We start from the raw sequence: 23,742 nt of genomic DNA on the forward strand, positions 1-23,742 counted from the left end.
AACCAATTCTTTAACATTTGTGACCAAAGATGCGCCACATTCTCACCCCGGCGTCACCCCCGCTTGAACAGATTCCCAATCGTTTGGAACACCAAATCAAAATCGTAACAGGTGCTTTGGTGGCGCTGGTAAATCAGATCAAGCTGAGCTTTGCGCGGCACACAGATTAGACTGTATATCCTATCCGTCTCTTCTGGCGTTTCGCAGCGCGAAAGAAGTCGCTCTTCATGTTTGTGAAAGCGGATCGTGGCCAAACCAGTCACGCCGGGGCGGGATTTGAGGACGTCGGCGTAAACTTTGGGGAAACGCTCCACATACTCGCGCAGTGGCGGGCGCGGTCCAACAAAGCTTAGATCGCCGCGAAGAATGTTCCAAAGTTGTGGAAACTCATCCAGACGCCGGGCCCGCAGCCAAGCCCCGGTGGGAGTGATCCGCCCGTTTTTGTTGCCACCTGACACGCCTTGATCCTCGTCGACCACTGTCATCGTGCGCAGCTTCCATAGCTTAAAGCTCTGCTCAGGCGTTTTCATCCGTTCGGCCACGTGAAACAGCGGCCGCCCTTCTTTCAGCAGCAGCCAGACCAGCAACCCCAGCAGGATCGGTCCAAGGATGATGACCAGCAAGCTGGCAAAAAACAGATCGAAGATGCGCTTGCGCCACGTCATAGAAGGGTCTTCATAGTTTTTTCATATCCTGCTGCCATTCACTTACCAATCCGGCGGGCGTTTGGTTTTCTGGCGCAAAATAGACATGGCGTTCAAGTGTATTCGTATCGAGCCGCACCTCTGGAATGGCAGAGGCAGGTGCGGGTTTGGGCTGCCAATCCAGCCCCGCCGCATCCAATAGTGCACCCATCTGTACCGCGCCGGGGGCGGCGATATTAAGAATGCGCGGCAGCCCCTCTACAAAACAGAGATGATGCATCACCCGCGCCGAGGTGATCGGCCCGATATAACTGCGGCTTGGCGTACGTCCATCAGGGAACCGATCAATTCGCATCTCTGGCTGCCAGCCGCCGAGGATCGCATCCGCGCCAGCGACATTTCCGATGCGAAGGATGGTCACCGCTGCGGCGGCGGATGCTTCCAGCAGCGCGCGCTCCATCGCGAGTTTCTGCTTGCCGTAATCTGATACCGGCATGCAGGTCACATCCTCGGTCAATGGTCCTTCCCCCGCGCCGTAAACCGCCGCCGAAGAGGCCGCTAGAAACCGGGGCACGCCGGCGGACTCCGCCAAGTTCAAGGCGCCGAGGGCGAGGCTGATGTTATCATTCAACGATGCCCCGCTTGCCCCCGCCCGCGCCGGGGTTATGCCAGCCAAGCAGATAATCGCCTGTGCCCCGCGAGCGGCAGCGATTGCCGCATCGCTGGGCTGCTCCCCGATTGCGGGCAAGTCAAACTGCACAAAACCGGGCAAAGATTGCCGAGATTGACAGCACAGCGTGTCAGCAGCAGGCCAGTGGCGACGCAGCATGCCCCCCAAACGTCCCGTCGCCCCGATCAGCAGAACCTCGCCAAACCTCTCAGCTCTGCTAGAAACCTTACCACTTTTCGTAATCATTGACGCCATGGGTTCAGTCACTATCCTGCGGGACGAGAATTTCAAATGAGGGCTGGGGGTCACAACATCCTTTGCAACCCGCCAATTAACGCTGCATACAAGCACAAATACTCCGGTCAACCGGCGAAACACCAGAAAGCGATTGCGCATTTTATGAAGTACCTGAGCAAGCTTTTCCTCGCGGCCCTGATGGCACTTTCGCTGGCAGCATGCAGCAACCTACCACGTGGCGCTGCGATCCAAAAAGAAGTCACTCAAGAGGCGACAACGCCGGATGCCGATATAGCCGTCTATCCCGTGACCCGCGCTTTTCTGCCCAGCGTCGCCCAGTGGCCTCGTACCGGGGATGCCCGGCATGGCTGGATTGGGGCAAGCCGGGGGTCAAACGCGCAGGTCATCCGCCCCGGTGATCGGTTGGACGTGCTGGTTTGGGACAGCGGCGACAATTCATTGCTGACCTCCCCGACCCAACAGATGGCCACGCTGCCGGGGATCCGCGTCTCGGAAAGCGGGACGATCTTTATGCCCTACATCGGCAAGGTTCAGGTTTCTGGCCGGACCCCGGATTCGGCGCGGCAATTGCTTCAGCGAAAATTGGAAACAATCATTCCATCCGCGCAGGTACAGCTGGCCATGACCGAAGGCCGTGGCAACTCCATCGACCTTGTGGGCGGCGTGAATAGTCCCGGTAATGTTGTGATGCCAGATAACAACTTCTCGGTTCTTGCGGCCATTTCCGCAGGCGGAGGGGTACAAAGCAGCATCGAAAACCCGCAGGTCAAACTGGTCCGGGGCTCGAACATCTATAGCACCTCCATTGATCGACTGTATGAGAACCCAAGCCTCGACACACGCCTGATCGGCGGTGACAAACTTATCGTCGAGAAAGATCGGCGTTATTTCCTGTCGCTGGGTGCCGCAGGAAGCGAGGCACAGTTTCCCTTTAACCGCGATGATGTCTCGGCGTTGGATGCGCTAGCGATCATTGGGGGCGTGAACGATTCCCGTGCCGACCCCGAAGGCATCTTGATCCTGCGCGAATACCCTGCCAGCGCGGTCAGTGCCGGCGTGCGCGGCCCACGCCGCACGCGGGTTGTTTTCACGCTTGATCTGACAAGTTCTGACGGGCTTTTCTCGGCCCGAAATTTTCATATTCAATCCGGCGATCTGGTACTGGCGACCGAGACACCTCTATCCGATACACGCACCATTCTCGGCATCGTCGGATCGGTCTTTGGCCTTGTGAACACAGCCGGAAACCTCTGAAACCAAGCTCAGCTGATCTGCTTGTCCTCGGGTACCAGCGCGTTAATCTGCGCAAGGTGCTCGGGCAGGCAGCGGGTCAGAAAATCATAATTTTCGACCACATGCGTCCGTGCAGCCGGGCCAAGATGCGCATGGTCCTGAGGATTGGCCAGCACATCGACCACCTGCGCGGCCAAGGCATCAGGATCAAAGAAATCCACCAAAAGCCCGGTCTCTCCATGGGTCACCGCTTCGCGTACCGGGGCCACATCAGCGGCGACGATCGTCGCTTGCATCGACATGGATTCTAGCAGCGACCATGACAGCACAAAGGGCATCGTCAGGTAGATGTGGCAGCGACTGATCTGCACAAGTTTCATGAAATCAGGGTAAGGCACTTTGCCCACGAAATGCACCCGCTCCCAGTCGATGGTATCGCCCAGTTCCGTTGCCATCTCTCCGCGCAGCCCGCCGGGGTGGTCGCTTTGCTTGCCATAGGACACCTCATTGCCGCCGACGATCACCACCCGCGCATTGGGTCGCTCGCGCAGGATACGCGGCAAGGCACGCATCATCGTATGAAAGCCCCGCGTCTTTTCCAGATTGCGCGCCACATAGGTCACAATCTCATCATCGCGCGTCACCGGTTGCGCCAACCGCCCCAGCCTTAGACTGACATCCGGGTTCGGCAGCAACTGATCGGTGCGGATACCATCGTGACAGACATACAGCTTGCGGTGAAAGCTTTCCGGGAAACGATCACGCTGCCAATAGGTCGGGCAATGGCCCAGATCGACGGTTTCTATATTCGCCAGCGGCACAAGGTTGCGCGCGTGATTCAGATAGGGCGCATGGGCCGAGATTTTCTCGGCAGGGTCAAATCCCACCATGCCGCCGGTCATGTTATAGTAATATTCGAAATAGCCAACGATCGGCACATCGTGCCAAAGCTGTTTGAAAAAGCTCAACTCCCCCCAGCCAATATGGCCGATGATAATATCGGGACGAAAGCCTTCTTTCTCTTCGATCTGCTGCGCGGCCATGACGGCCCCAAATCCATTGCCTGCGGCCTCTTCCCAAACGGTTGACAGACCGTAGGCTTTGGCGTCCGGCCGATGATGCGAAGGGTAGACACGGGTTTCGACCCCCGAAAGCTTTGGCGCGTTTTGACGTTGGGTGAGGAAATAAATGCGATGGCCGCCCGCTTGGGCCAACCATTGCAGCAATTCCCGGTACTGACCGGGCATGTTCTGATGCACAAAGAGAAAATTCATCCGACCGTCCCGTCATTACCTTGGCCCACAGTTAGCCCCAAGCGTCGCGCTCTGGCAACATGTCGCGCCTTTTCCTCCTGCCCGCCTGCTTGAACCTCCCTCGCCCCTATGTCACCTTTGGCCATGACAGATAAAACATTCCCCTCTTGGCCCGATGTGGCCGCGCAATTGGTCGAAGTCGCCGCCGGACGGCGCCCTGCTGACACGATCATCACCCGGGGCATCTGGGTAAATGTGCACACCCGCGAATGCCTGCCCGATCATGACATCGCCATTGCCGCCGGGCGCATCGCCTTTGTCGGACCGGATGCCAGCCATTGCCGTGGCGACAACACCCAGATCATCGAAGCAAAGGGCCGCTATTTGGTCCCCGGACTCTGTGACGGGCATATGCATATCGAGAGCACCATGCTCACCCCAGCCGAGTTCGCCCGCGCGGTGATCCCGCATGGCACAACATCGGCCTTCACTGACCCACATGAGATCGCCAATGTGCTAGGCCTGAACGGCGTGCGCATGATGCATGATGAAGCGCTGATGCAGCCGATCAACATCTTCACCCAGATGCCCTCCTGCGCCCCCTCTGCACCGGGGCTTGAGACGACAGGCTTTGAGGTCACCGCCGAGGATGTGGCCGAAGCCATGGCATGGCCCGGTATTATCGGCTTGGGCGAGATGATGAATTTCCCCGGTGTCAGCAATGCCGACCCGCAAATGCTGGCCGAGATTGCAGCGACGCAACGCGCGGGCAAGACCGTCGGCGGGCATTATGCCTCCCCCGACCTCGGCCCCGCCTTTGCCGCCTATGTCGCAGGCGGTCCGGCGGATGACCACGAAGGCACCTGTGAGGCCGATGCGGTGGCGCGGATGCGGCAGGGGATGCGGTCAATGATCCGGTTGGGGAGCGCGTGGTATGACGTCAAAACCCAAATTACCGCGATTACCGAAAAGGGCCTCGACCCGCGCAATATGATCTTGTGCACCGATGACAGCCACTCCGGCACCATCACGAACGAAGGGCATATGAACCGGGTGGTGCGTCATGCCATTGATTGCGGCTGCGACCCGTTGATTGCCTTGCAAATGGCAACGATCAACACCGCCACCCACTTTGGATTAGAACGTGAGATCGGCTCGCTGACACCGGGCCGCCGTGCCGATGTGATCCTGTCGTCGGACCTTAAGACACTGCCCGTCGAAATGGTCATTGCCCGTGGCGAGGTTGTCGCGGAAGACGGCAAATGCCTCGTCGATTGCCCGCATTACGACTGGCCTGACATGGCTCGCAACACTGTGAACATGGCACGCGACCTAAGCGCCGATGACTTCGACATCCCCGCCCCCGAAGGCGCAAACGCCGTCACCGCCAATGTCATCGGTGTAGTCGAAAACCAAGCCCCCACACGCGCGTTGAAGTTTGAACTGCCGGTCACCGAAGGCCGGGTGCAGGCCACAGGCGAGGTCTGCCAGATCGCGCTGGTCGAACGCCACCGCGCTACCGGCACAGTCACCAACGCTTTCGTTTCAGGCTTTGGCTATGAAGGCTGTATGGCCATGGCCTCTACCGTGGCGCATGACAGCCACCATATGATCGTGGTGGGTACCGATGCCGAGCAGATGGCCCTCGCCGCCAACCGGCTGCGCGAGGTTGGCGGCGGCATCACCATTTTCCGAGACGGCGAAGAATTGGCGCTTGTCGCCCTGCCCATCGCCGGGCTCATGTCGGACCGCCCCGCCGCTGAGGTCGCCGCCGATGCCGAAGCACTTGTGCAGGCGATGATCGACTGTGGCTGCAAGCTGAACAACGCCTATATGCAGCACTCGCTCTTGGCCCTTGTGGTGATCCCGGAACTGCGGATCTCGGACCTTGGGCTGATCGATGTGCAGAAGTTTGAAATTATTCCATTGTTAGAGCCGCAAACATGACCACGATCCTGACCCCGGATACCCCGAACCCCGAAGAGTTTCGCGATGCCACCGCCGCCGTGGACCGGCTGACCGAACTGTACACCAACGCCACCCAGTTCCTGCGCGATGGCTTTGCCAAGGCGATGCAAACCACGGCTCCCGAGGCCCGCATTCGCGCCTTTTATCCTGAAGTGCGTTTTCGCACTTCCTCCTATGCCCATGTCGATACGCGGCTGTCTTTTGGCCATGTCTCCTCTCCCGGCAGTTTTTCCGCGACGATCACCCGGCCTGATCTGTTTCGGAATTACCTGATCCAGCAGATTGGGCTGCTTATCGAAAACCACGACCAACCGGTGATTATCGGCCCCTCCAGCACGCCGATCCCGGTGCATTTCGCCATGGGCGGCGATAATGCCATGAATGTGCCGCAAGAGGGTGCCGCCGATTTCACCCTGCGCGATGTCTTTGATGTGCCGGATCTGAGCACCACCAACGACGATATCGTAAACGGCACCTATGTTCCCGAAGATGATGTGCGTCCGCTTGCGCCCTTTACCGCGCAGCGGGTCGACTACTCGCTCGCTCGGCTGGCGCATTACACCGCCACCGATCCAGAGCATTTTCAGACTCACGTACTCTTCACCAACTACCAGTTCTATGTGACCGAGTTCGAGCAATACGCCCGCACCATGCTGCGCGACCCGGAGAGCGGCTACACGTCGTTCGTCTCAACCGGCAATGCAGAGATCAGCGACCCCGACGCGCCACTGCCCGAGACGTTGAAGACCCCGCAAATGCCGACCTATCACCTGAAACGGGCGGATGGCTCTGGGATCACGCTGGTCAACATCGGTGTCGGCCCATCCAATGCCAAAACAGCGACCGATCATATCGCCGTGCTGCGCCCCCATGCGTGGCTGATGGTCGGCCACTGCGCCGGGCTGCGCAACACGCAGGCTTTGGGCGACTTCGTCTTGGCGCATGGCTACCTGCGCGAGGACCACGTTCTGGATGATGACCTGCCCGTCTGGGTGCCGATCCCGGCGCTGGCCGAGATTCAGATCGCGCTAGAGCAGTCGGTGGCGCAGGTCACCCAGCTCGAAGGCTATGAGCTGAAACGCATCATGCGCACCGGCACGGTCGCCACGATCGACAACCGCAACTGGGAATTGCGCGATCAATCCGGCCCGGTGCAACGCCTCAGCCAGTCCCGCGCCGTGGCGCTGGATATGGAAAGTGCGACCATCGCCGCCAATGGCTACCGTTTCCGCGTGCCCTACGGCACGCTGCTATGCGTTTCTGACAAGCCGCTTCATGGCGAGTTGAAACTGCCCGGAATGGCCTCGGACTTCTATAAATCGCAGGTTGCACGGCATTTGATGATCGGCATTCGCGCCATGGAACTGTTGCGCCGCATGCCGCTAGAGAGAATTCACAGCCGAAAATTGCGTTCCTTCGACGAAACTGCGTTCCTGTAAGGCTAAAAACAGCGGAAAATCGCATGTTTTCGCGTTTAGAGCGCCACAATTCGTTGTGTTATCCCACAACATACCGTTACATTCCGGCCATGAGGCCCTAAAAGCGGGCAGTCTAAGGAGAATAAAATGGCAAAACCGATGACCAAGACCCAGCTCGTTGCTGCTCTGGCAGAAGAGATGGACACCGACAAGAAATCCGCAGGCGCAGCGCTCGACGCCGTTTGCAACCTGATCACCCGTGAAGTGTCCGCCGGCGGTGCCGTGACCCTGCCGGGCGTTGGCAAAATCTATTGCCGTGAGCGCCCCGAGCGGATGGTCCGCAACCCCGCCACTGGCGAGCAGTTCAAGAAAGACGCCGACAAAGTGGTCAAGATGACCATCGCGAAGGCGCTGAAGGACAGCGTGAACGAGTAAGCCTTTGGCTGATTGTTTGCGAAAGGGTCGCCCTCGGGCGGCCCTTTTTTGTTGGCCTTGAGGGCCATCGCCTGCCCGCGGGTCGGCGATCCAACGCTAGCTTCGTGCCACTTTATGGCTCAGCCATGATGTGCGGTCGCGAGGTTCTAACCCAGCCTCGCCATATCGCCTACCCGGGGGGCGGGCAGGCGATGGCCCGGCGCCTACGGCTTGCCTCCGGGCCGGGTGGTATACATTAAAACCGGACATTCCTACCCCCCCCTCCACAACATCCCACCAAACCCACCTTGTCCTCCTCCCACAAACCCGCCATTGCTTAGCAAGTTCAGCACAGGAGGCACCTCATGGACATCCGCGCAATTCTCATGGGTCTGGCCTTTGCCGTGATGTGGTCCTCGGCCTTCACCTCTGCGCGGATCATCGTCATGGACGCCTCACCTCTGCTGGCCCTGTCGCTGCGCTATCTGATCTCTGGCCTGATCGGCGTCGGCATCGCGCTGGCCTTGGGGCAAAGCTGGCGGCTCACCCCCGCGCAATGGCGAGCGACGATCATCTTTGGCGTGCTGCAAAACGCGGTCTACCTCGGCCTCAACTTCATCGCCATGCAGACCATTGAGGCCTCCCTCGCCGCGATCATCGCCTCCACCATGCCGCTTCTTGTGGGCTTCGCCGCATGGGCGTTCTTGGGCGAAAAGCTGCGCCCCTTGGGCATTGCGGGACTGTTTGCCGGTGTCATTGGCGTCGCCATCATCATGGGCGCGCGCCTCGGCGGGCAAGTCGACCTCTATGGCCTCATCCTTTGCGCCATCGGCGTGGTGGCCCTCACCGCGGCCACCCTGCTTGTGCGTGGCGCGACCTCGGGCGGCAACTTCCTCATGGTGGTGGGCCTGCAAATGCTTGTCGGCTGCGTGGCCCTCTCCATCGCCACCCTGCTGTTTGAGACCCCCCGCATCGACCCGAGCCTGCGCCTGACTCTCGCCTTTGCCTATACCTGTCTTGTCCCCGGCCTTGCCGCCACCGTGGTCTGGTTCTGGCTGGTCAACCGCATCGGCGCCACGCGGGCGGCGACCTTCCACTTCCTCAACCCGTTCTTCGGCGTGGCCATCGCGGCCCTGCTGCTGGGCGAAACACTGGGACCGCGCGACATCCTTGGCGTTGCGATCATCGCGGGCGGCATCCTTGCGGTGCAGATTTCGCGTCAACGAAAGCGGTGAGCCGCCTCACGCCGCTGTTACCGCGCCCGCGCAAACCCTTTGAATTTCGCCGCCACACCCCATCTAATAGGCCAAGCCCATGAATGGAGGACGCCATGCCCCGCTACGAAAAAACCAACGAAGCGCTTGATGCGCTGAGCCCCGAAGAATTTCACGTCACCCAACGCAGCGGCACCGAACGCCCCGGCACCGGTAAATACCTGAGCAACAAAGAGCCGGGCATCTATGTCGATATCGTCTCGGGCGAGCCCCTGTTCGCCAGCGGTGACAAATACGAGAGCGGCTGCGGCTGGCCGAGCTTTACCAAACCGATCGAGCCCGCCTATGTTGAAGAGCTTCAAGACGCCTCGCTCGGCATGGTCCGCACCGAGGTGCGCAGCAAGCACGGCGATAGCCACCTTGGCCACGTCTTTCCCGATGGCCCGCCTGACCGAGGCGGGCTGCGCTACTGTATCAACTCCGCCTCCCTGCGCTTCATCCACCGCGACGACATGGAAGCCGAAGGCTATGGCGAGTACCTTAACCAAGTGGAGAATGTGACATGACAACCGAACGTGCAGTATTGGCCGGTGGCTGTTTCTGGGGCATGCAGGACCTGATCCGCCGGCGCCCCGGCGTGGTCTCGACACGCGTCGGCTATACCGGCGGCGACGTGCCCAATGCAACCTATCGCAACCACGGCACCCATGCTGAGGGGATCGAAATTAACTTTGACCCCGAAAAGACCTCCTACCGTGAGCTGCTGGAGTTCTTCTTTCAAATCCATGACCCCACCACGGCGAACCGCCAAGGCAATGATGTCGGTATGAGCTATCGCTCTGCGATCTACTACACCAACGACGACCAAAAAGCCATGGCCGAAGACACCATCGCGGATGTGGAAGCCTCCGGCCTCTGGCCGGGCAAAGTGGTGACCGAAGTCGAGCCGATCGGTGATTTCTGGGAAGCGGAGCCGGAGCATCAGGACTATCTTGAACGTCTGCCCAACGGCTACACCTGCCACTTCCCTCGCGCGGATTGGGTGCTACCAAAACGCGAAGCAGCCGAGTAACGCCGCAGCCCCCGGCCCCGCGCCGGGGGTTAGCCTACCGCCACTCGTGGCCGTCCCGAGGCCTCGACCGTAAGCTCTGCCTCCACGAAAACCTCCCGCCCTTCGACTCCCGCCGTGCGAATATCGCGTGTGACTTGGCATTCGATCTCAACCGCCCCTGCGGATTTCGCGCGGGCGCGGGCGGCCTTGGTCAGAACTATCTCTACATGGGCCAAGGCGCTCTCCGCATCTGGGAAATCCTTTGGCCCTTCAGCTAGATGCACCCGGAACTTGCCTTCGCCCGGCGATGTCACAATGCCGCTTTCGCGCGTGATGACCCGCCCCACCACCGCGCCAATGGCGTTGGCGACGGCGGCATGTTCAGGCAAGATCATCTGGGTGCCCAAGGCCTCTCCGACTGCCGGGTAATAGGTCAATGCCGAAGCGCCAAGTCCGACAATCGGCAGGTTCAGACCCGCATCGATCCGCAACACTCCCCGGTGCCCCGCCAGCCCGCGTTGCAATAACACATGGCGCGCCAAGGTTTCCGGGGAAAGGTTAAAATCAGCGTCTTCCTCAGCAAAAGCAGTCTCTAACAACGCCAGATTGGTTTGATATGTCAGACGGGCAACAATGATCTGCGCAAGCGCTTCGGGTTCAGGGCAGAACCGTAGTCCAGACCCACCGCGCTTGCGCCCGAAAAGCTCAAGCGTCTTACGGGCGGCACCGCGATCCCATGCCAAAAGCTGCCCGGTCACATGGCTCGCGTCCGATGGGGTGACCCCGGCGACCTGAACCAGCCCACGCGCCACCAGCCGCGCCAGTGCGCCCTGCTCCATCCGATTGCGCAGCACATCTCCCAACGGGCGCACCGTGTCACCGATCCGATCCAGCAAGGCCAATTCCCGCCCCGCCAGCCCTTCGGTCGCCTGCCCCGGTACGGCGCGGACAAAGCGGCCGTCATGCTCCCCCGGAACGTTGCGGCGCAACTGTGCGTCTAGCGCGGTATGCACCACCTCTGGCGCATCGACAGCGATCAGAGAGACAGGCAGCAAGCGTTTCGGCCCAAGCGTCACCCCTGCCGTCAGCCCTTCGGCTATGAAATGCACTTCGCTGTCACCGCCCAGACCGTGGGTGCGCATCGCCACGGCCTCGACCATGGTGCGGTATGGCCCCACTTGCGCGCCTGCCGGATCAATCGCCGGACGCCCATCACGCAGCAACGCCACATCCGTCGTCGTGCCGCCGATGTCAGAAACCATCGCCGTCTCGGCCCCAGTCAACCAGCGCGCACCCACCAGTGACGCCGCCGGGCCACTGAGGATCGTCTCTATCGGCCTTTGGCGGGCCTGCGCGCTCGACATCAGGGCCCCATCGCCGCGCACCACCATCATCGGAGCGTTGATGCCCAAGGCACGCAATTGGTCTTCGGTGCGCCCGATCAGCTGGTCAATCATGCCGATCAACCGCGCGTTTAACAGGGCAGTTAAGGCACGTTTCGGGCCATTAAGCTTGGCGGAAAGAGTGTGGGAGGCAGAAACCGGGCGGCCCGTCCTCTGCGCCACCAGTTCCACCACCCGCAACTCATGCGCCGGATTGCGCGTGGCGAATTGGCTGGCCACTGCGAAACCGCTTACCTCATGCTTATGTGTCTCTAAAAACGCGATTAGCGCAGTTTCGTCCAGCGCCGCAGCCTCGGCCCCGGCGTGGTCATGGCCCCCGGCCAGCAAGAGGAACGGATCGCCGCGCAGCGCGTCAGATAGGCCATGTGCCTCCAGATCACGCGCGGGAAACCCAACATAAATCAGCGCCACGCGGCCGCCCTGCCCTTCGACCAGCGCGTTGGTGGCAAGGGTCGTCGACAGCGACGCCATTGCGATCTCGGCCGCTGCCACACCGGATTGCGCCAGCACCGCGCTCACCGCTTTGCCAACGCCAATTGCCAAATCTTGACGGGTTGTCAGGGCCTTGGCCGACGCGATCACCTCGACTTCATCCCGGATCAGCACTGCATCCGTATAGGTGCCGCCCGTGTCTACGCCCAATAAAACCGCCAATGGCGCACCCCTATGCCAACCGCTCTACCGCCCAACGCGCTGCATCAGCAACAGTCGGATCAGCATCTTCGGTCAAAGATTGCGCCGCACTGCGCAGCGGTGCCAGCCCCGAATTCCCTATCGCATAAAGCACGTTGCGCACAAAGCGGTCCCGCCCAATCCGCTTGATCGGAGAACCAGAGTAACGCGCACGAAAGGCGGTATCGTCTAGTGCGGCAAGCTCGGCCAGATCGGCGGGCTGCACTGCTAGCCCGTGATAGCGCATATCGCTCGCCGTCACGGCGAACTTGTTCCATGGGCAGGCGGCAAGGCAATCGTCACAGCCATAGATCCTGTTGCCCAGCTTTTCGCGGAGCTCCAGATCAACGGGGCCTTTATGCTCAATCGTCAGATAGGAGATGCAGCGCCGCGCGTCGAGTTGGTAGGGGCCGGGAAAGGCATCTGTCGGGCAGACATCAAGGCAGGCCCGACAAGAGCCGCAGTGATCGACCTCTTGCGCGTCTGGGGCAAGGTCCAGCGTGGTAAAAACAGAGCCTAAAAAGGCCCAGTTGCCGAACTTACGGCTCAGCAGATTGGTGTGTTTGCCCTGCCAGCCCAGCCCCGCCGCCTGCGCTAAGGCTTTTTCGGGCACCGGGGCGGTATCGACAAAAACCTTCACCTCAGGCTCTGCCGCGCGCGCCTCTTCCATCAGCCAACGCGCCAGCCGCTTCAGCCGTTTCTTGACGATATCGTGGTAGTCGCGCCCCTGCGCATAGACCGAGATTGCCCCCTTGTCGGGATGTTCCAACACCGCGCGGGGGTCATGTTCGGGGGTATAGCTTTCGGCCAGCATGATGACCGACCGCGCCTCAGGCCAGAGGGCGGCAGGATTGCCGCGCCAGTGCATCCGGTCCTCCATCCAGCCCATTTGCCCGTGATATCCAGCTTCGACAAAACGGGCGAGGCGTTCGGGCACTTCCGGCACATCCGCAGGGCGGCAAATGCGGCAGGCAACAAAGCCTTCTTCGAACGCTCGCGCGACCAGTCGTACCTTCAGATCTTCGCTGTCCACGGTCACCCTCTTGGCGCCCCGGACGCCATCAGAAATCCAAGTTGTTGTATTGCCTTGGCGGCGGGAAACCCGGCACTTGATCGGCAAGGATCGAGCGGAAAGCCGGGCGGGATTTGATCTTGGCGTACCAGTCTTTGACCACGTCCGACCGATTCCAATCAACATCGGAAATATAGTCCAGCGAGGACAGATGTGCCGCAGCCGCAAAATCGGCCAACGTCATCACGTCGCCCGCCAACCACCGGCGGTGATCCAGCAGCCACGTCATGTAATCCAGATGGTACTTGATCGCCTTGGCCCCGGCTTTGACGTTTTTACTGTCCGGATAGCCCTGTTTGGTGACTTTCTTGTTCACCCGTTCATACAGCAGCTTGGAGGTGACCTCATGGTGGAACTTATCATCGAACCAACTGACCAATCGGCGCACCTCAAGCCGCTGCACCGGGTCGCTGGGCAGCAGCGACGCTTCGGGGCGGGTCTCTTCGATATATTCGCAGATCGCGGCGCTTTCGGACATCATGATCCCGTCGAGCCGCAGAACGGGTACCTTGCCCGCCGGGTTACGGCGCAGAAAATCCGGGTCTTGCTCCCAGTAACGTTCCTCAACCAGTTCCACCTCGATCTTCTTCTCCCCAAGGCTGAGCCGCACCTTGCGACAGAAGGGGGACAAGGGAACGTGAAACAAGCGAGCCGTCATAAGAAGTCCGTGTGATTAAAGGGATTGCACTCTTCCATGCCTGCTGGCGCAGGGATTTTCAACTGTCGAAACAGGCGGCACGACCGTCCGCGCGGATGGTCGCCGCCCCATCCATAATCTGCGCCGTGCGCTTGCGGGTAAAGTCACTAGGGCGCGAGGCAGAGCGGTCTTTGGGCGCGGGTAGAATAGCGGCGAGCCGCGCCGCCTGTGTCGCACTAAGCTCTGCGGCGCTGACCCCAAAGTAATGCGGAGCCGCCGCGCCGACGCCAAACACGCCTTCGTCAAACTCTGCCACGTTCAGGTAAACCTCAATAATCCGCCGCTTGGGCCAAAGCGCTTCGACCAACGGCGTCATCCCCGCCTCCATCGCTTTGCGTATCCACGATCGGCCATGCCAGAGATAGACATTCTTGACCGTCTGCTGGCTGATCGTCGATGCCCCGCGCTCAGAGCCGTTCTCGATCGCGGTGCGGATCGCCTCCATGTCAAAGCCCCAATGGTTGCAGAAATTCGCATCCTCCGCTGCCACGGCAGAGCGGGCCATGACCGGGGCAATCTGGTTCAGCGGCACCCAATCGCGCTGAACCCCGCCCAAACGGCGGCTTTCGGAAAACATGTAGACCCCGGTGGGCGGGTTAACGAACCGAAAAAGCAGCACCAGCAAAACCACCAGCGCGCCAGACACAAGGGCTGCACCAAACAGCCAGCGGGTGACCCGTTTTTTCAACGTGATTTTTGGCGCGGCTTTGCGGCGGGTTTGGCCTTTTGAGGCGGTCTTTTTGCGCGTGGTCATGAATTAGCTATAGGCTGCTCGCAGGGATTTGTGAACTTTTCTCACGCGCGGTGATCTCTTGCGCGAGATAGGCACCGATCCGGGCCGATCCACGGGCGGAGGGATGCACGTTGTCCCCGGCAAAAAGCCCGCGGTCCCCCCGGTCGATCACGTCTTCGGAATCGACGAAATGGATCCCCGGGCGGCCTGCGGCGAAAGTGGCGATGCGGGATTCGATTTCGACCAGATCATCGCGGCATCCGGCAAAGGAGCCCGAGCCGGAGCCTGCGTAATAGCCCATCCACATGACCTGCGCCCTGGTTTGGGCACGAAGGCGTTGCAAGAAGGCGGGGATGCTACCGCTTTGACCGTTCGGTGCGATTAGCGCACTCACCGAGGCCCCGCAGGCCCCGCAGCCGCAATCGGCGCTCAGATCGTTGGCACCGCCATTCACCACCACCCAGTTCCAGCGCCCGCCGGGGAACTGCTGCTGGATGTCAAAGCCAACGGCAGAGGCGATGGTCGAGCCATTGTCGAACTGCGCGCCGGGCACGGCACGGCTGGTGACGCTGCGGCGCGTTTGGTTGGCAATGACATCGGGTATCGAGCGGCCTCCATTCCACGCCATGATGGAATCGCCCAGCACCAGGATATCGCCTCCGCCACGCGGTGCGGTGTCGGTGCAGGCGCTTAGGCCTGTGATTATCAGCAATACCGCTAGAATTCTTCGCATGATCTGCCTCCCGTGGAGAGGCAGAGGTAGCGCAGACACTTTTGAATACCACCCTAGCCCGGAATCAAGCCGCAGGCGCCGGGCCATCGCCTGCCCGTCCCGGCGGGCTGGCGATGGCCCTCCCGCGCGACCGAAGCCGCGCGGGGGATAACTTACTCCGCCGGAACTGCCGCCTCTTCCACCGACAGCGGCGCAGGCAGATGCACCAGCATCTCCTTCGGGCAGACCTGCAAGAAGTTGTGCTTCTCCGTGTCCCAATGCTGGAGGATATCCGCGCCCTTGCGGCTGTTGGTCTCCGCTACATGACGCTCAATCAACCCATGCAACTGATTCAGCCAATGCTCTACAGTGACCGCACAGGTCACAATGGTTTCGGCATTCATCAGCTTCGGTGCAAGCCCTTCGGGATCATACAAATAGGCCATCCCCCCGGTCATCCCGGCGGCAAAGTTTGCGCCGATCTCACCAAGGATCACCGCCACACCGCCGGTCATATATTCACAACCGTTGCTGCCGCAGCCTTCGATCACCACATGGGCGCCTGAGTTGCGCACCGCAAAACGCTCGCCCGCCCGGCCCGCGGCGAACAAATAGCCTGCCGTCGCACCGTAAAGCACCGTGTTGCCGATGATCGTATTCTCTGACGCCACAATCGGGCTCGCCATCGTTGGCCGTACCACAATCGTGCCGCCCGACAGGCCTTTACCGACATAGTCGTTGGCATCGCCCGAGACTTCCAGTTTCAACCCCGGTGCTGCAAAGGCCCCCAAGGACTGCCCGGCGCTGCCGGTCAGCTTCACCGTCAGGTGGTCCGGCTGCAGCGAATTGCGCATCCCGAACCGCTTGACGATATGGCTGCTGACCCGCGTGCCCACGGTCCGATGCGTGTTTTGCACCGCATAGGAGAGTTGCATCTTCTCGCCGTCTTCCAAGAACCGCGCTGCATCGCGCACGATCTGAGAGTCCAGCGTATCGAGCACCACCTGACGCGGCTTGTCGCGGTCGTAGACGTTTTCATGCGCCCCATCGACGGTAATGAGCAACGGGTTCAGGTCCAGATCATCAAGATGCGACGAACCTCGGCTGACCTGCGTCAACAGGTCCGCGCGGCCGATGACTTCATCAAGGCTGCGCGCCCCGATGCTGGCCAGAATCTCGCGCACTTCGGTCGCGTAGAAGGTAATCAGGTTCACCACTTTGTCCGCATTGCCGGTGAACTTGCCGCGCAGCGCTTCGTCTTGGGTACAGACGCCCACGGGGCAGGTGTTCGACTGGCACTGGCGCACCATGATACAGCCCATGGCGATCAGCGCGGCGGTGCCGATGCCGTATTCCTCGGCTCCCATCATCGCCGCCATGACGATGTCGCGCCCGGTGCGCAGCCCGCCATCGGTGCGCAATGTCACCCGGTCGCGCAGGTTGTTCATCGACAGAACCTGATGCGCTTCGGTCAGGCCCATCTCCCACGGCAGACCGGCATATTTGATCGAGGTCGCAGGCGAGGCCCCGGTGCCACCGTTATGGCCCGAGATCAGGATGATATCGGCCTTGGCCTTCGCCACCCCGGCGGCAATCGTGCCAACGCCCGAAGAGGCCACCAGTTTCACCGTCACCTTGCAGCGCGGGTTGATCTGCTTGAGGTCATAGATCAGCTGCGCGAGGTCTTCGATCGAGTAGATGTCATGGTGCGGCGGCGGCGAGATCAGCGTCACGCCTTTGGTCGAATGCCGCAGCCGCGCGATCAGGTCGGTGACCTTCATGCCCGGAAGCTGGCCACCCTCACCGGGCTTGGCGCCCTGCGCGACCTTGATCTCCAACTCTTCGCACTGGTTCAGATATTCCGCCGTCACGCCAAAGCGGCCCGAGGCGACCTGTTTGATCTTGGCCGACGGATTGTCGCCGTTGCTTTCTGGCACGAAATGCGCCGGATCTTCGCCGCCCTCGCCGCTGTCGGACTTCGCACCGATGCGGTTCATCGCCACGTTCAGCGTTTTATGCGCCTCGGGCGACAGCGCTCCCAGCGACATGCCCGGCGTTACGAACCGCTTGCGGATCGAGGTGATGCTTTCCACCTCTTCCAGCGGCACAGGATTGCCGCGCGGCTTGATGTCGAGCAGATCGCGCAGATGGATCGGCGGGTTGCTCTGCATCTTCTTCGAATACTGCTGCCACATCTGATAAGAGGCGCGGTTGCAGGCCATTTGCAACATATGCATGCTGCTGGCTTCCCACGCATGTTTCTCGCCAGTTTTGCGCTGCTTGTAAAAGCCGCCGATAGGCATGACGACGCCATCACCCTGCCAGCCACGCGCGTGGACTTCTTCGGCTTTGCGTTGAATGCCTACGACGCCGATGCCGCTGATGCGGCTGGTCATGCCGGGGAAATACTCCGCGCACATGGCGCGGCTCAGGCCTACGGCTTCAAAGTTCAAACCACCACGGTAGGAGGAGATCACGCTGATCCCCATCTTCGCCATGATCTTGAGCAAGCCTTGGTCAATCGCCTCGCGGTACTTCTGCACCGCTTGCGTCAACGTCATATCCAGCAGGCCGCGCCCGATACGGTCGGCCAAGGAATCCTCGGCCAGATAAGCATTCACGACGGTCGCACCGCAACCCACCAACACGGCAAAGTAATGCGGATCAACACATTCCGCCGCGCGCACGTTCAGCGACGTAAAGGTCCGCAAGCCTTTGCGCACCAAATGGCTGTGCACCGCACTGGTGGCAAGGATCATCGGCATCGCGACTTTGTCTGCGTCGCTGTACTGATCGGTCAGCACCAAATGCCCCGCGCCAGAGCGTACTGCATCCTCGGCCTCGGCCCGAATGCGCGCCAGCCCGGCGCTCAGGTTACTGCTGCCCGCCTCAAAGGTACAATCAATGGTGACGGTATGAACCTTAAACTGCGACATCAGTTCTTCGAACTGAGCGTTGCCGACAAAGGGGCTGTCGAGCACCAGAATCTCGGTCTGGCTGCTGTCTTCGTCCAACACGTTCTTTAGGTTCCCGAACCGTGTCTTAAGGCTCATCACCCGGAATTCGCGCAAGCTATCAATCGGCGGGTTGGTGACTTGGCTAAAGTTCTGGCGGAAGAAGTGACTGAGGGGGCGGTATTGCCCGCTCAGAACAGCCGAGGGCGTGTCATCACCCATCGACGCCAGCGTCTCTTTACCGTCCTCGGCCATCGGCGCGAGGATCTGCTCCAACTCTTCGATGGTATAACCCGCCGCAACCTGACGACGGCGCAGGTCATTGCCCTCAAAGAGCGGCTTTTCAGTGACCGCGCTCAGCACGTCATCCAACTCATGGATTTTGCCAACCCAATCGCCAAAGGGCTGGTTGCCTGAAAGCTTGTTTTTAATTTCAGTATCGTGGAACAGCTTGCCCTCAGTCATATCCACGGCGATCATCTGCCCTGGCCCAAGCGCGCCCTTGGCGACAACCCGCGCCTCGTCCAACGGCACCATACCAGCTTCGGAGCCCGCGATCAGCATACCGTCCGAAGTCACCACATAGCGCATCGGACGCAGACCGTTCCGGTCAAGCCCGGCACAAACCCAACGCCCATCGGTCATCGCCAACGCGGCTGGGCCGTCCCATGGTTCCATCACCGAGTTGCAGTAGGAATACATGTCGCGCCACGCTTGGGGCAGCTCCACAGCCAGCTTGGACCACGACTCAGGCACCAGCATCGTCTTGGCCATCGGCGCAGAGCGGCCTGCGCGTACCAATACCTCAAACACCGAATCCAAGGCGGCAGAGTCGCTCGACCCGGCTGCGACAATCGGTTTGATATCTTCGGCCATGTCACCAAAGGTCGAAGATGCCATGCGGATTTCGTGGCTCTTCATCCAGTTGGTGTTGCCTTTCAGTGTGTTAATTTCGCCGTTATGCGCCAACATGCGGAAGGGCTGCGCCAACCACCACTGCGGGAACGTGTTCGTCGAATAGCGCTGGTGATAGATCGCAAAGGCGCTGATGAACTTATCATCTTTCAGGTCGGGATAGAATTCGGCCACCTGTTCGGCCAGCATCATGCCCTTGTAGATGATGCTGCGGCAGGACATCGACGCAATGTACATCTGCGGCACCTGCGCGGCGATGGCGGCTTTCTCAATCCGGCGGCGGATCACGTATAGCTCACGCTCGAATGTCTCTTCATCCACGCCCTTGGCGTTTGAGATCAGGATTTGCTCAATCTCGGGGCGTGTCGCATTGGCCTTATCGCCCAGCACCGAGATATCAACCGGCACATGGCGCCAGCCGTAGATGTAATAGCCCATGCGCAGCACTTCGGTTTCCACGATGGTCCGGCATGTCTCTTGTGCGGCAAAGTTGGTACGCGGCAGGAACACTTGCCCCACGGCAATCAATTCATTCTCGCGCGGAGTATGGCCGGTGCGGCGCACCTGATCGTAAAAGAACGGCACGGGGATCTGCAGGTGAATGCCCGCGCCATCGCCGGTCATCCCATCAGCGTCTACCGCGCCACGGTGCCAGATCGCCTTTAACGCGTTGATCCCGTTCAAGACAACTTCGCGGGTCTTTTCGCCGTTGATGTTAACCACCAGCCCAACACCGCAAGAGGAATGTTCCTCTTCGAAGCTATACATACCCTTTTCGGCCATCATCGCCCGTTTGGCTTCTTCGCGGGCTACCCAGGCGTCATCATATTTGGTCATGGCTTGGTTCCTTCCACAAATGCCGCAAATCCTGCTGTGACTTCGGCCTTGGTTTTGGTTTTTTGCGTCCCGGCAAAGTCATGACCTGCGGGTTTCGCATCTATGTAAATCTCGGGTTTGGGCAGCAGCCCGCGCCGTCGCTTATTCTGCGGCGATGCGCTGCACCCCATTGAAATCATTCAGGATCGCTTCGGCGCAATCGCGACCGTCTTTAATCGCCCACACCACCAAGCTTGCGCCGCGCACAATGTCACCCACGGCATAAACGCCTTCCAGCGCGGTGGCCCCGGTGACGTAATCCGCCTTGATCGTCCCCCAGCGGTTGACCGGCAGGTCCGGCTCATCCCACAGCACCGGCAGGTCTTCGGGTTCAAAGCCCAGAGCCATGATCACCAGATCGGCGTCTTCGACGTAGTCGGCCCCTTCGATGACTTCGGGTGCCTGACGGCCCGTCACATCGGGCGCACCAAGGCGCATTTTTTGCACCATGACCCCGGTCACCGGATCACCGACAAAACCTTTAGGCGCGCTGAGCCATTCGAAAATCACGCCTTCTTCCTCGGCGTTTTGCACTTCGCGCTGGCTGCCCGGCATATTGGCCCGGTCACGGCGGTAGAGACATTTGACGCTCTCCGCACCCTGACGGATCGAGGTGCGCACGCAGTCCATCGCCGTGTCGCCGCCGCCAATCACGACAACCTTTTTGCCAGCAGCATTCAGGCGGCCATTCTCGAATTCTTCGACCGTGTCGCCAAAGCTTTTGCGGTTGGAGGCGGTCAGAAAATCAATCGCCCGCTCTACGCCAAAGCCACCTACGCCGGGGGCTTCGATCTCGCGCGTTTTATAGACGCCAGTGGCGATGATCACTGCGTCATGTTTGCCACGGATCGCGCCAAAGCTGATGTCGCGGCCTACGTCGCAGTTCAATTCAAAGGTCACGCCGCCATCGACCAGTTGCGCGTTGCGGCGCTCTACCACGTCTTTTTCAAGCTTAAAGCCGGGGATACCGTAGGTCAGCAACCCGCCCGCGCGATCATAGCGGTCATAGATCGTAACCTGCACACCGGTACGGCGCAGCATATCAGCTGCGGCCAAACCGCCGGGGCCAGCCCCGATGATGCCGACACTTTCCTGACGTTCCTCACGCGGGGCGGCGGGTTTGACCCAGCCTTTCTCCCACGCGGTGTCAGTGATGTACTTCTCGATCGAGCCGATGGTCACAGTGCCGTGGCCTGACTGCTCAATCACACAGTTGCCTTCGCACAGACGATCTTGGGGGCAGATACGGCCACAGATCTCGGGGAAGGTGTTTGTCGCCTGGCTGATCTCATAGGCTTCTTCCAACCGGCCTTCGGCGGTTAGGCGCAGCCAGTCGGGGATGTTGTTATGCAGCGGGCAATGGGTCTGGCAATAAGGCACACCGCATTGGCTGCACCGGCTTGATTGCTCGGCGGCTTTGCGGTCAGCGTATTCGGCATAGATCTCGTCGAAATCTGTTCGGCGCAGGTTGGGCGGACGCTTCTCAGGCATGTCCCGCGCCACATCCGTAAATTTCAGCATAACCTGCTTCGCCATATACCCGTCCCTTCGACAAATTCCGTCAGAAGGCCCAAATACAAGAGCTCAAAAATAAATAAAAGACAGTAGTGCTGACCTATTTACCTCTTTCCGGCCAAATGAACCGTCCGGACACCATTTTTATGCACGAATTAAAGTCCGATTCGGACCTATATACTTACAAACCCGCATAGAGCGCGACAATGACGACCCCGCCCACAAAGATTCGCCACCAACCGAACAGCGCGTAGCCATAGCGGCTCACGTAGTCGAGCACCCAACGCACCACGATCACCGCAGAGATGAAGGCCATCGCAAAACCAACCGCGATCTCTCCCATGGCCGAGGCATCCAGCACATCGCGGTTCTTATAGATGTCGTAGGCAAAGGCACCCGCCATGGTCGGCATCGACAAGAAGAACGAAAATTCCGCCGCCGCGCGCTTGCTCGACCCTAACAACAACGCCCCGACGATCGTCGCGCCCGAGCGAGAAGTGCCGGGGATCATAGCGAGGCATTGGATCACCCCAATTTTAAAGGCCATCGAAAGCGGAAATTTAGTTGCGTCAGAATAGGTCGGCGCGGGCGCAATACGGTCAACAACCAAAAGGACCACCCCGCCCAGCACCAGCATGATGGCAATGAGCAGCGGCGTTTCAAAAAGGACTGTCTTGATAAACTCATGCGCCATGACACCAATCACGACCGCAGGCAGAAAGGCCAAAAGCACCGACCATACAAAACGTCGCGCTTGCGGATCATGTGGTGCCGCCGAAAACACGGCCCAAAGCCGTGCTGAGTACACCGTTAGAATTGCCAGCACCGCGCCCAGTTGGATGACAACCTCAAAGGACCGCCCGGCGCTGTGGAAACCCAAAAAATGCCCGGCCAACAAAAGATGCCCAGTCGACGATACGGGAATGAACTCTGTCAGCCCCTCTAGCAAACCCAGAAAGGCGGCGATCAGAGTAGTCGAGTTTTCCATTATCCCTGCCGCAGATTACGTGCCGAAGCTTTGATCGCGTCATATTGCCCGGAGGGCCGGAAGCGCCACAGATAGTCAGGCAGTACCGCATCCATCGCCATTGGGGTGATGCCAAGCTCGGCAAAGCCGCGCGCATCCTCGGCCACGACGTTATCATTGCGCAGGTTTTTGACCTGATCGCGGGTCAGCATCTTATTGGTAAACAGCCCAAAGGTGGCCGATTGCAGCATATCGAAACCAAAGGCCACCATCTTGGCGACGAACCACGGCATGTTCAGCACCAAGCGTCGACGGTGAATCACTTTAAGCATCCGCTGCATCAAGCCACGGAACGTATCCACGTCCGGCCCGCCCAATTCATAGACGCCCGATGCGGCTTGCCCCTCAAGCGCCTTTTCAGCAGCCTTGGCAACATCATCGACAAAGACAGGCTGAAAGCGGGTCGAAGCACCGGCAACAGGCAGGATTGGCCCGGTGCGGGTCATACCTGCAAAGCGGTTAAAGAACTCATCCTCCGGCCCGAACATGATTGATGGGCGCAGGATCACAGCATGGGGCATATGCTTGAGCACCGCCGCCTCGCCTTCGCCCTTTGTACGGGCATAGTCACTGTCGGCTTCCATATCCGCGCCGATGGCAGAGACTTGAACACAGCGATCAACGCCTTCACCCGCGGCCATACGCGCGATGCGCTCTGCCCCTTCGGACTGCACGGCGTCAAAACCGTTTTTGCCGGTCTCAACCAGAATACCCACGCAGTTCACTACCGCATCGGCCCCGCGCAGCGCATCGCGCACAGAGCCATCGTCGCGAACGTTGCACAAAATCGGCTCGACTTGGCCGACCACACCATAGGTGCGCACAAAGAGCGCCTCGTTGGGATGACGCACCGCCACCCGCACCCGCCAGCCAGCTCTGGCCATGCGATACGCGATATAGCGTCCGACAAACCCCGAACCGCCATAAATCGTGACCAGCTTAGACATTTTGCCGCTCCTGTAGATCAAATTCTTTCACAGGATGTACCTGCGCGCCGCCCCTGTCACAAGGCCAAACCCCAATGCACAGCAGCCATCGCGGAG

The 23,742-nt window shown here is 60.1% G+C and carries 19 protein-coding genes; 7 read left to right on the forward strand and 12 right to left on the reverse strand.

Annotation, left to right across the window (positions count from 1 at the left end):
• Positions 1-53 precede the first annotated feature (53 nt).
• Together ACSQ16_RS18295 and ACSQ16_RS18300 are read right to left on the reverse strand one after the other, a co-directional pair.
• Complete coding sequence (locus ACSQ16_RS18295) at positions 54-665, reverse strand: sugar transferase (protein WP_243261991.1); 612 nt, start codon at positions 663-665, stop codon at positions 54-56.
• 10 nt (positions 666-675) lie between these two features.
• Positions 676-1,710: an NAD-dependent epimerase/dehydratase family protein gene (locus ACSQ16_RS18300; protein WP_435988577.1), complete on the reverse strand. Its 1,035-nt coding sequence runs from the start codon at positions 1,708-1,710 to the stop codon at positions 676-678.
• Between the two features lie 3 nt (positions 1,711-1,713).
• Between ACSQ16_RS18300 and ACSQ16_RS18305 the strand changes: the two genes are divergently transcribed.
• The gene (locus tag ACSQ16_RS18305) at positions 1,714-2,826 is read left to right on the forward strand and encodes a polysaccharide biosynthesis/export family protein (protein WP_093927732.1); all 1,113 of its coding nucleotides are present in this window, start codon (positions 1,714-1,716) and stop codon (positions 2,824-2,826) included.
• Between the two features lie 8 nt (positions 2,827-2,834).
• Here ACSQ16_RS18305 and ACSQ16_RS18310 read toward each other — a convergent pair whose 3' ends face one another.
• Positions 2,835-4,079 (reverse strand): glycosyltransferase family 4 protein, encoded by a 1,245-nt coding sequence (locus ACSQ16_RS18310; protein WP_243261990.1) that lies wholly within the window; start codon positions 4,077-4,079, stop codon positions 2,835-2,837.
• 123 nt (positions 4,080-4,202) lie between these two features.
• Here ACSQ16_RS18310 and ade point away from each other — a divergent pair, with 123 nt between their 5' ends.
• From ade to msrA, 6 genes are all read left to right on the forward strand, one after another.
• The gene (gene ade, locus ACSQ16_RS18315; protein ID WP_243261988.1) at positions 4,203-6,005 is read left to right on the forward strand and encodes an adenine deaminase; all 1,803 of its coding nucleotides are present in this window, start codon (positions 4,203-4,205) and stop codon (positions 6,003-6,005) included.
• Complete coding sequence (locus ACSQ16_RS18320) at positions 6,002-7,465, forward strand: AMP nucleosidase (RefSeq protein ID WP_093927729.1); 1,464 nt, start codon at positions 6,002-6,004, stop codon at positions 7,463-7,465. Before ade ends, ACSQ16_RS18320 begins: the two co-directional genes overlap by 4 nt.
• 126 nt (positions 7,466-7,591) lie before the next feature.
• Positions 7,592-7,879 (forward strand): HU family DNA-binding protein, encoded by a 288-nt coding sequence (locus tag ACSQ16_RS18325; RefSeq protein ID WP_007118569.1) that lies wholly within the window; start codon positions 7,592-7,594, stop codon positions 7,877-7,879.
• A 344-nt stretch (positions 7,880-8,223) separates the two neighbouring features.
• The gene (locus ACSQ16_RS18330) at positions 8,224-9,093 is read left to right on the forward strand and encodes a DMT family transporter (protein ID WP_243261987.1); all 870 of its coding nucleotides are present in this window, start codon (positions 8,224-8,226) and stop codon (positions 9,091-9,093) included.
• A 95-nt stretch (positions 9,094-9,188) separates the two neighbouring features.
• Positions 9,189-9,638 carry a peptide-methionine (R)-S-oxide reductase MsrB gene (gene msrB / locus ACSQ16_RS18335; RefSeq protein ID WP_243261985.1) on the forward strand — a complete coding sequence of 150 codons (450 nt, stop codon included), beginning with the start codon at positions 9,189-9,191 and terminating at the stop codon, positions 9,636-9,638.
• Positions 9,635-10,144 carry a peptide-methionine (S)-S-oxide reductase MsrA gene (gene msrA, locus ACSQ16_RS18340; protein WP_243261984.1) on the forward strand — a complete coding sequence of 170 codons (510 nt, stop codon included), beginning with the start codon at positions 9,635-9,637 and terminating at the stop codon, positions 10,142-10,144. The genes msrB and msrA overlap by 4 nt, the downstream gene beginning before the upstream one ends.
• Positions 10,145-10,173: 29 nt before the next feature.
• Here msrA and ACSQ16_RS18345 read toward each other — a convergent pair whose 3' ends face one another.
• The 9 genes from ACSQ16_RS18345 to ACSQ16_RS18385 all read right to left on the reverse strand — a co-directional run bounded on the left by ACSQ16_RS18345 (position 10,174) and on the right by ACSQ16_RS18385 (position 23,646).
• A complete protein-coding gene (locus ACSQ16_RS18345; RefSeq protein WP_243261983.1) occupies positions 10,174-12,180 on the reverse strand; it encodes a hydantoinase/oxoprolinase family protein in 2,007 nt (668 codons plus the stop codon).
• Between the two features lie 10 nt (positions 12,181-12,190).
• A complete protein-coding gene (gene queG / locus ACSQ16_RS18350; protein ID WP_243261982.1) occupies positions 12,191-13,237 on the reverse strand; it encodes a tRNA epoxyqueuosine(34) reductase QueG in 1,047 nt (348 codons plus the stop codon).
• Positions 13,238-13,259: 22 nt separating this feature from the next.
• Positions 13,260-13,928 carry an FtsZ-binding protein FzlA gene (gene fzlA / locus ACSQ16_RS18355; RefSeq protein WP_093927724.1) on the reverse strand — a complete coding sequence of 223 codons (669 nt, stop codon included), beginning with the start codon at positions 13,926-13,928 and terminating at the stop codon, positions 13,260-13,262.
• Between the two features lie 58 nt (positions 13,929-13,986).
• The gene (mtgA, locus tag ACSQ16_RS18360) at positions 13,987-14,721 is read right to left on the reverse strand and encodes a monofunctional biosynthetic peptidoglycan transglycosylase (protein WP_093927723.1); all 735 of its coding nucleotides are present in this window, start codon (positions 14,719-14,721) and stop codon (positions 13,987-13,989) included.
• 7 nt (positions 14,722-14,728) lie between these two features.
• Complete coding sequence (locus ACSQ16_RS18365) at positions 14,729-15,433, reverse strand: SGNH/GDSL hydrolase family protein (protein WP_243261980.1); 705 nt, start codon at positions 15,431-15,433, stop codon at positions 14,729-14,731.
• A gap of 152 nt (positions 15,434-15,585) precedes the next feature.
• On the reverse strand, positions 15,586-20,118 hold the full coding sequence (gltB, locus tag ACSQ16_RS18370; RefSeq protein WP_243261979.1) for a glutamate synthase large subunit: 4,533 nt from the start codon (positions 20,116-20,118) through the stop codon (positions 15,586-15,588).
• A 141-nt stretch (positions 20,119-20,259) separates the two neighbouring features.
• On the reverse strand, positions 20,260-21,693 hold the full coding sequence (locus ACSQ16_RS18375; RefSeq protein WP_243261977.1) for an NAD(P)-dependent oxidoreductase: 1,434 nt from the start codon (positions 21,691-21,693) through the stop codon (positions 20,260-20,262).
• A 160-nt stretch (positions 21,694-21,853) separates the two neighbouring features.
• Positions 21,854-22,660, reverse strand: a complete 807-nt coding sequence (locus tag ACSQ16_RS18380; protein ID WP_243261976.1) for an undecaprenyl-diphosphate phosphatase — start codon at positions 22,658-22,660, stop codon at positions 21,854-21,856.
• A complete protein-coding gene (locus tag ACSQ16_RS18385) occupies positions 22,660-23,646 on the reverse strand; it encodes a complex I NDUFA9 subunit family protein (RefSeq protein ID WP_243261974.1) in 987 nt (328 codons plus the stop codon). The genes ACSQ16_RS18380 and ACSQ16_RS18385 overlap by 1 nt, the downstream gene beginning before the upstream one ends.
• Between the last annotated feature and the right edge of the window lie 96 nt (positions 23,647-23,742).

The organism is Sulfitobacter sp. SH24, assembly GCF_965641895.1.
GTDB lineage: Bacteria > Pseudomonadota > Alphaproteobacteria > Rhodobacterales > Rhodobacteraceae > Sulfitobacter > Sulfitobacter dubius.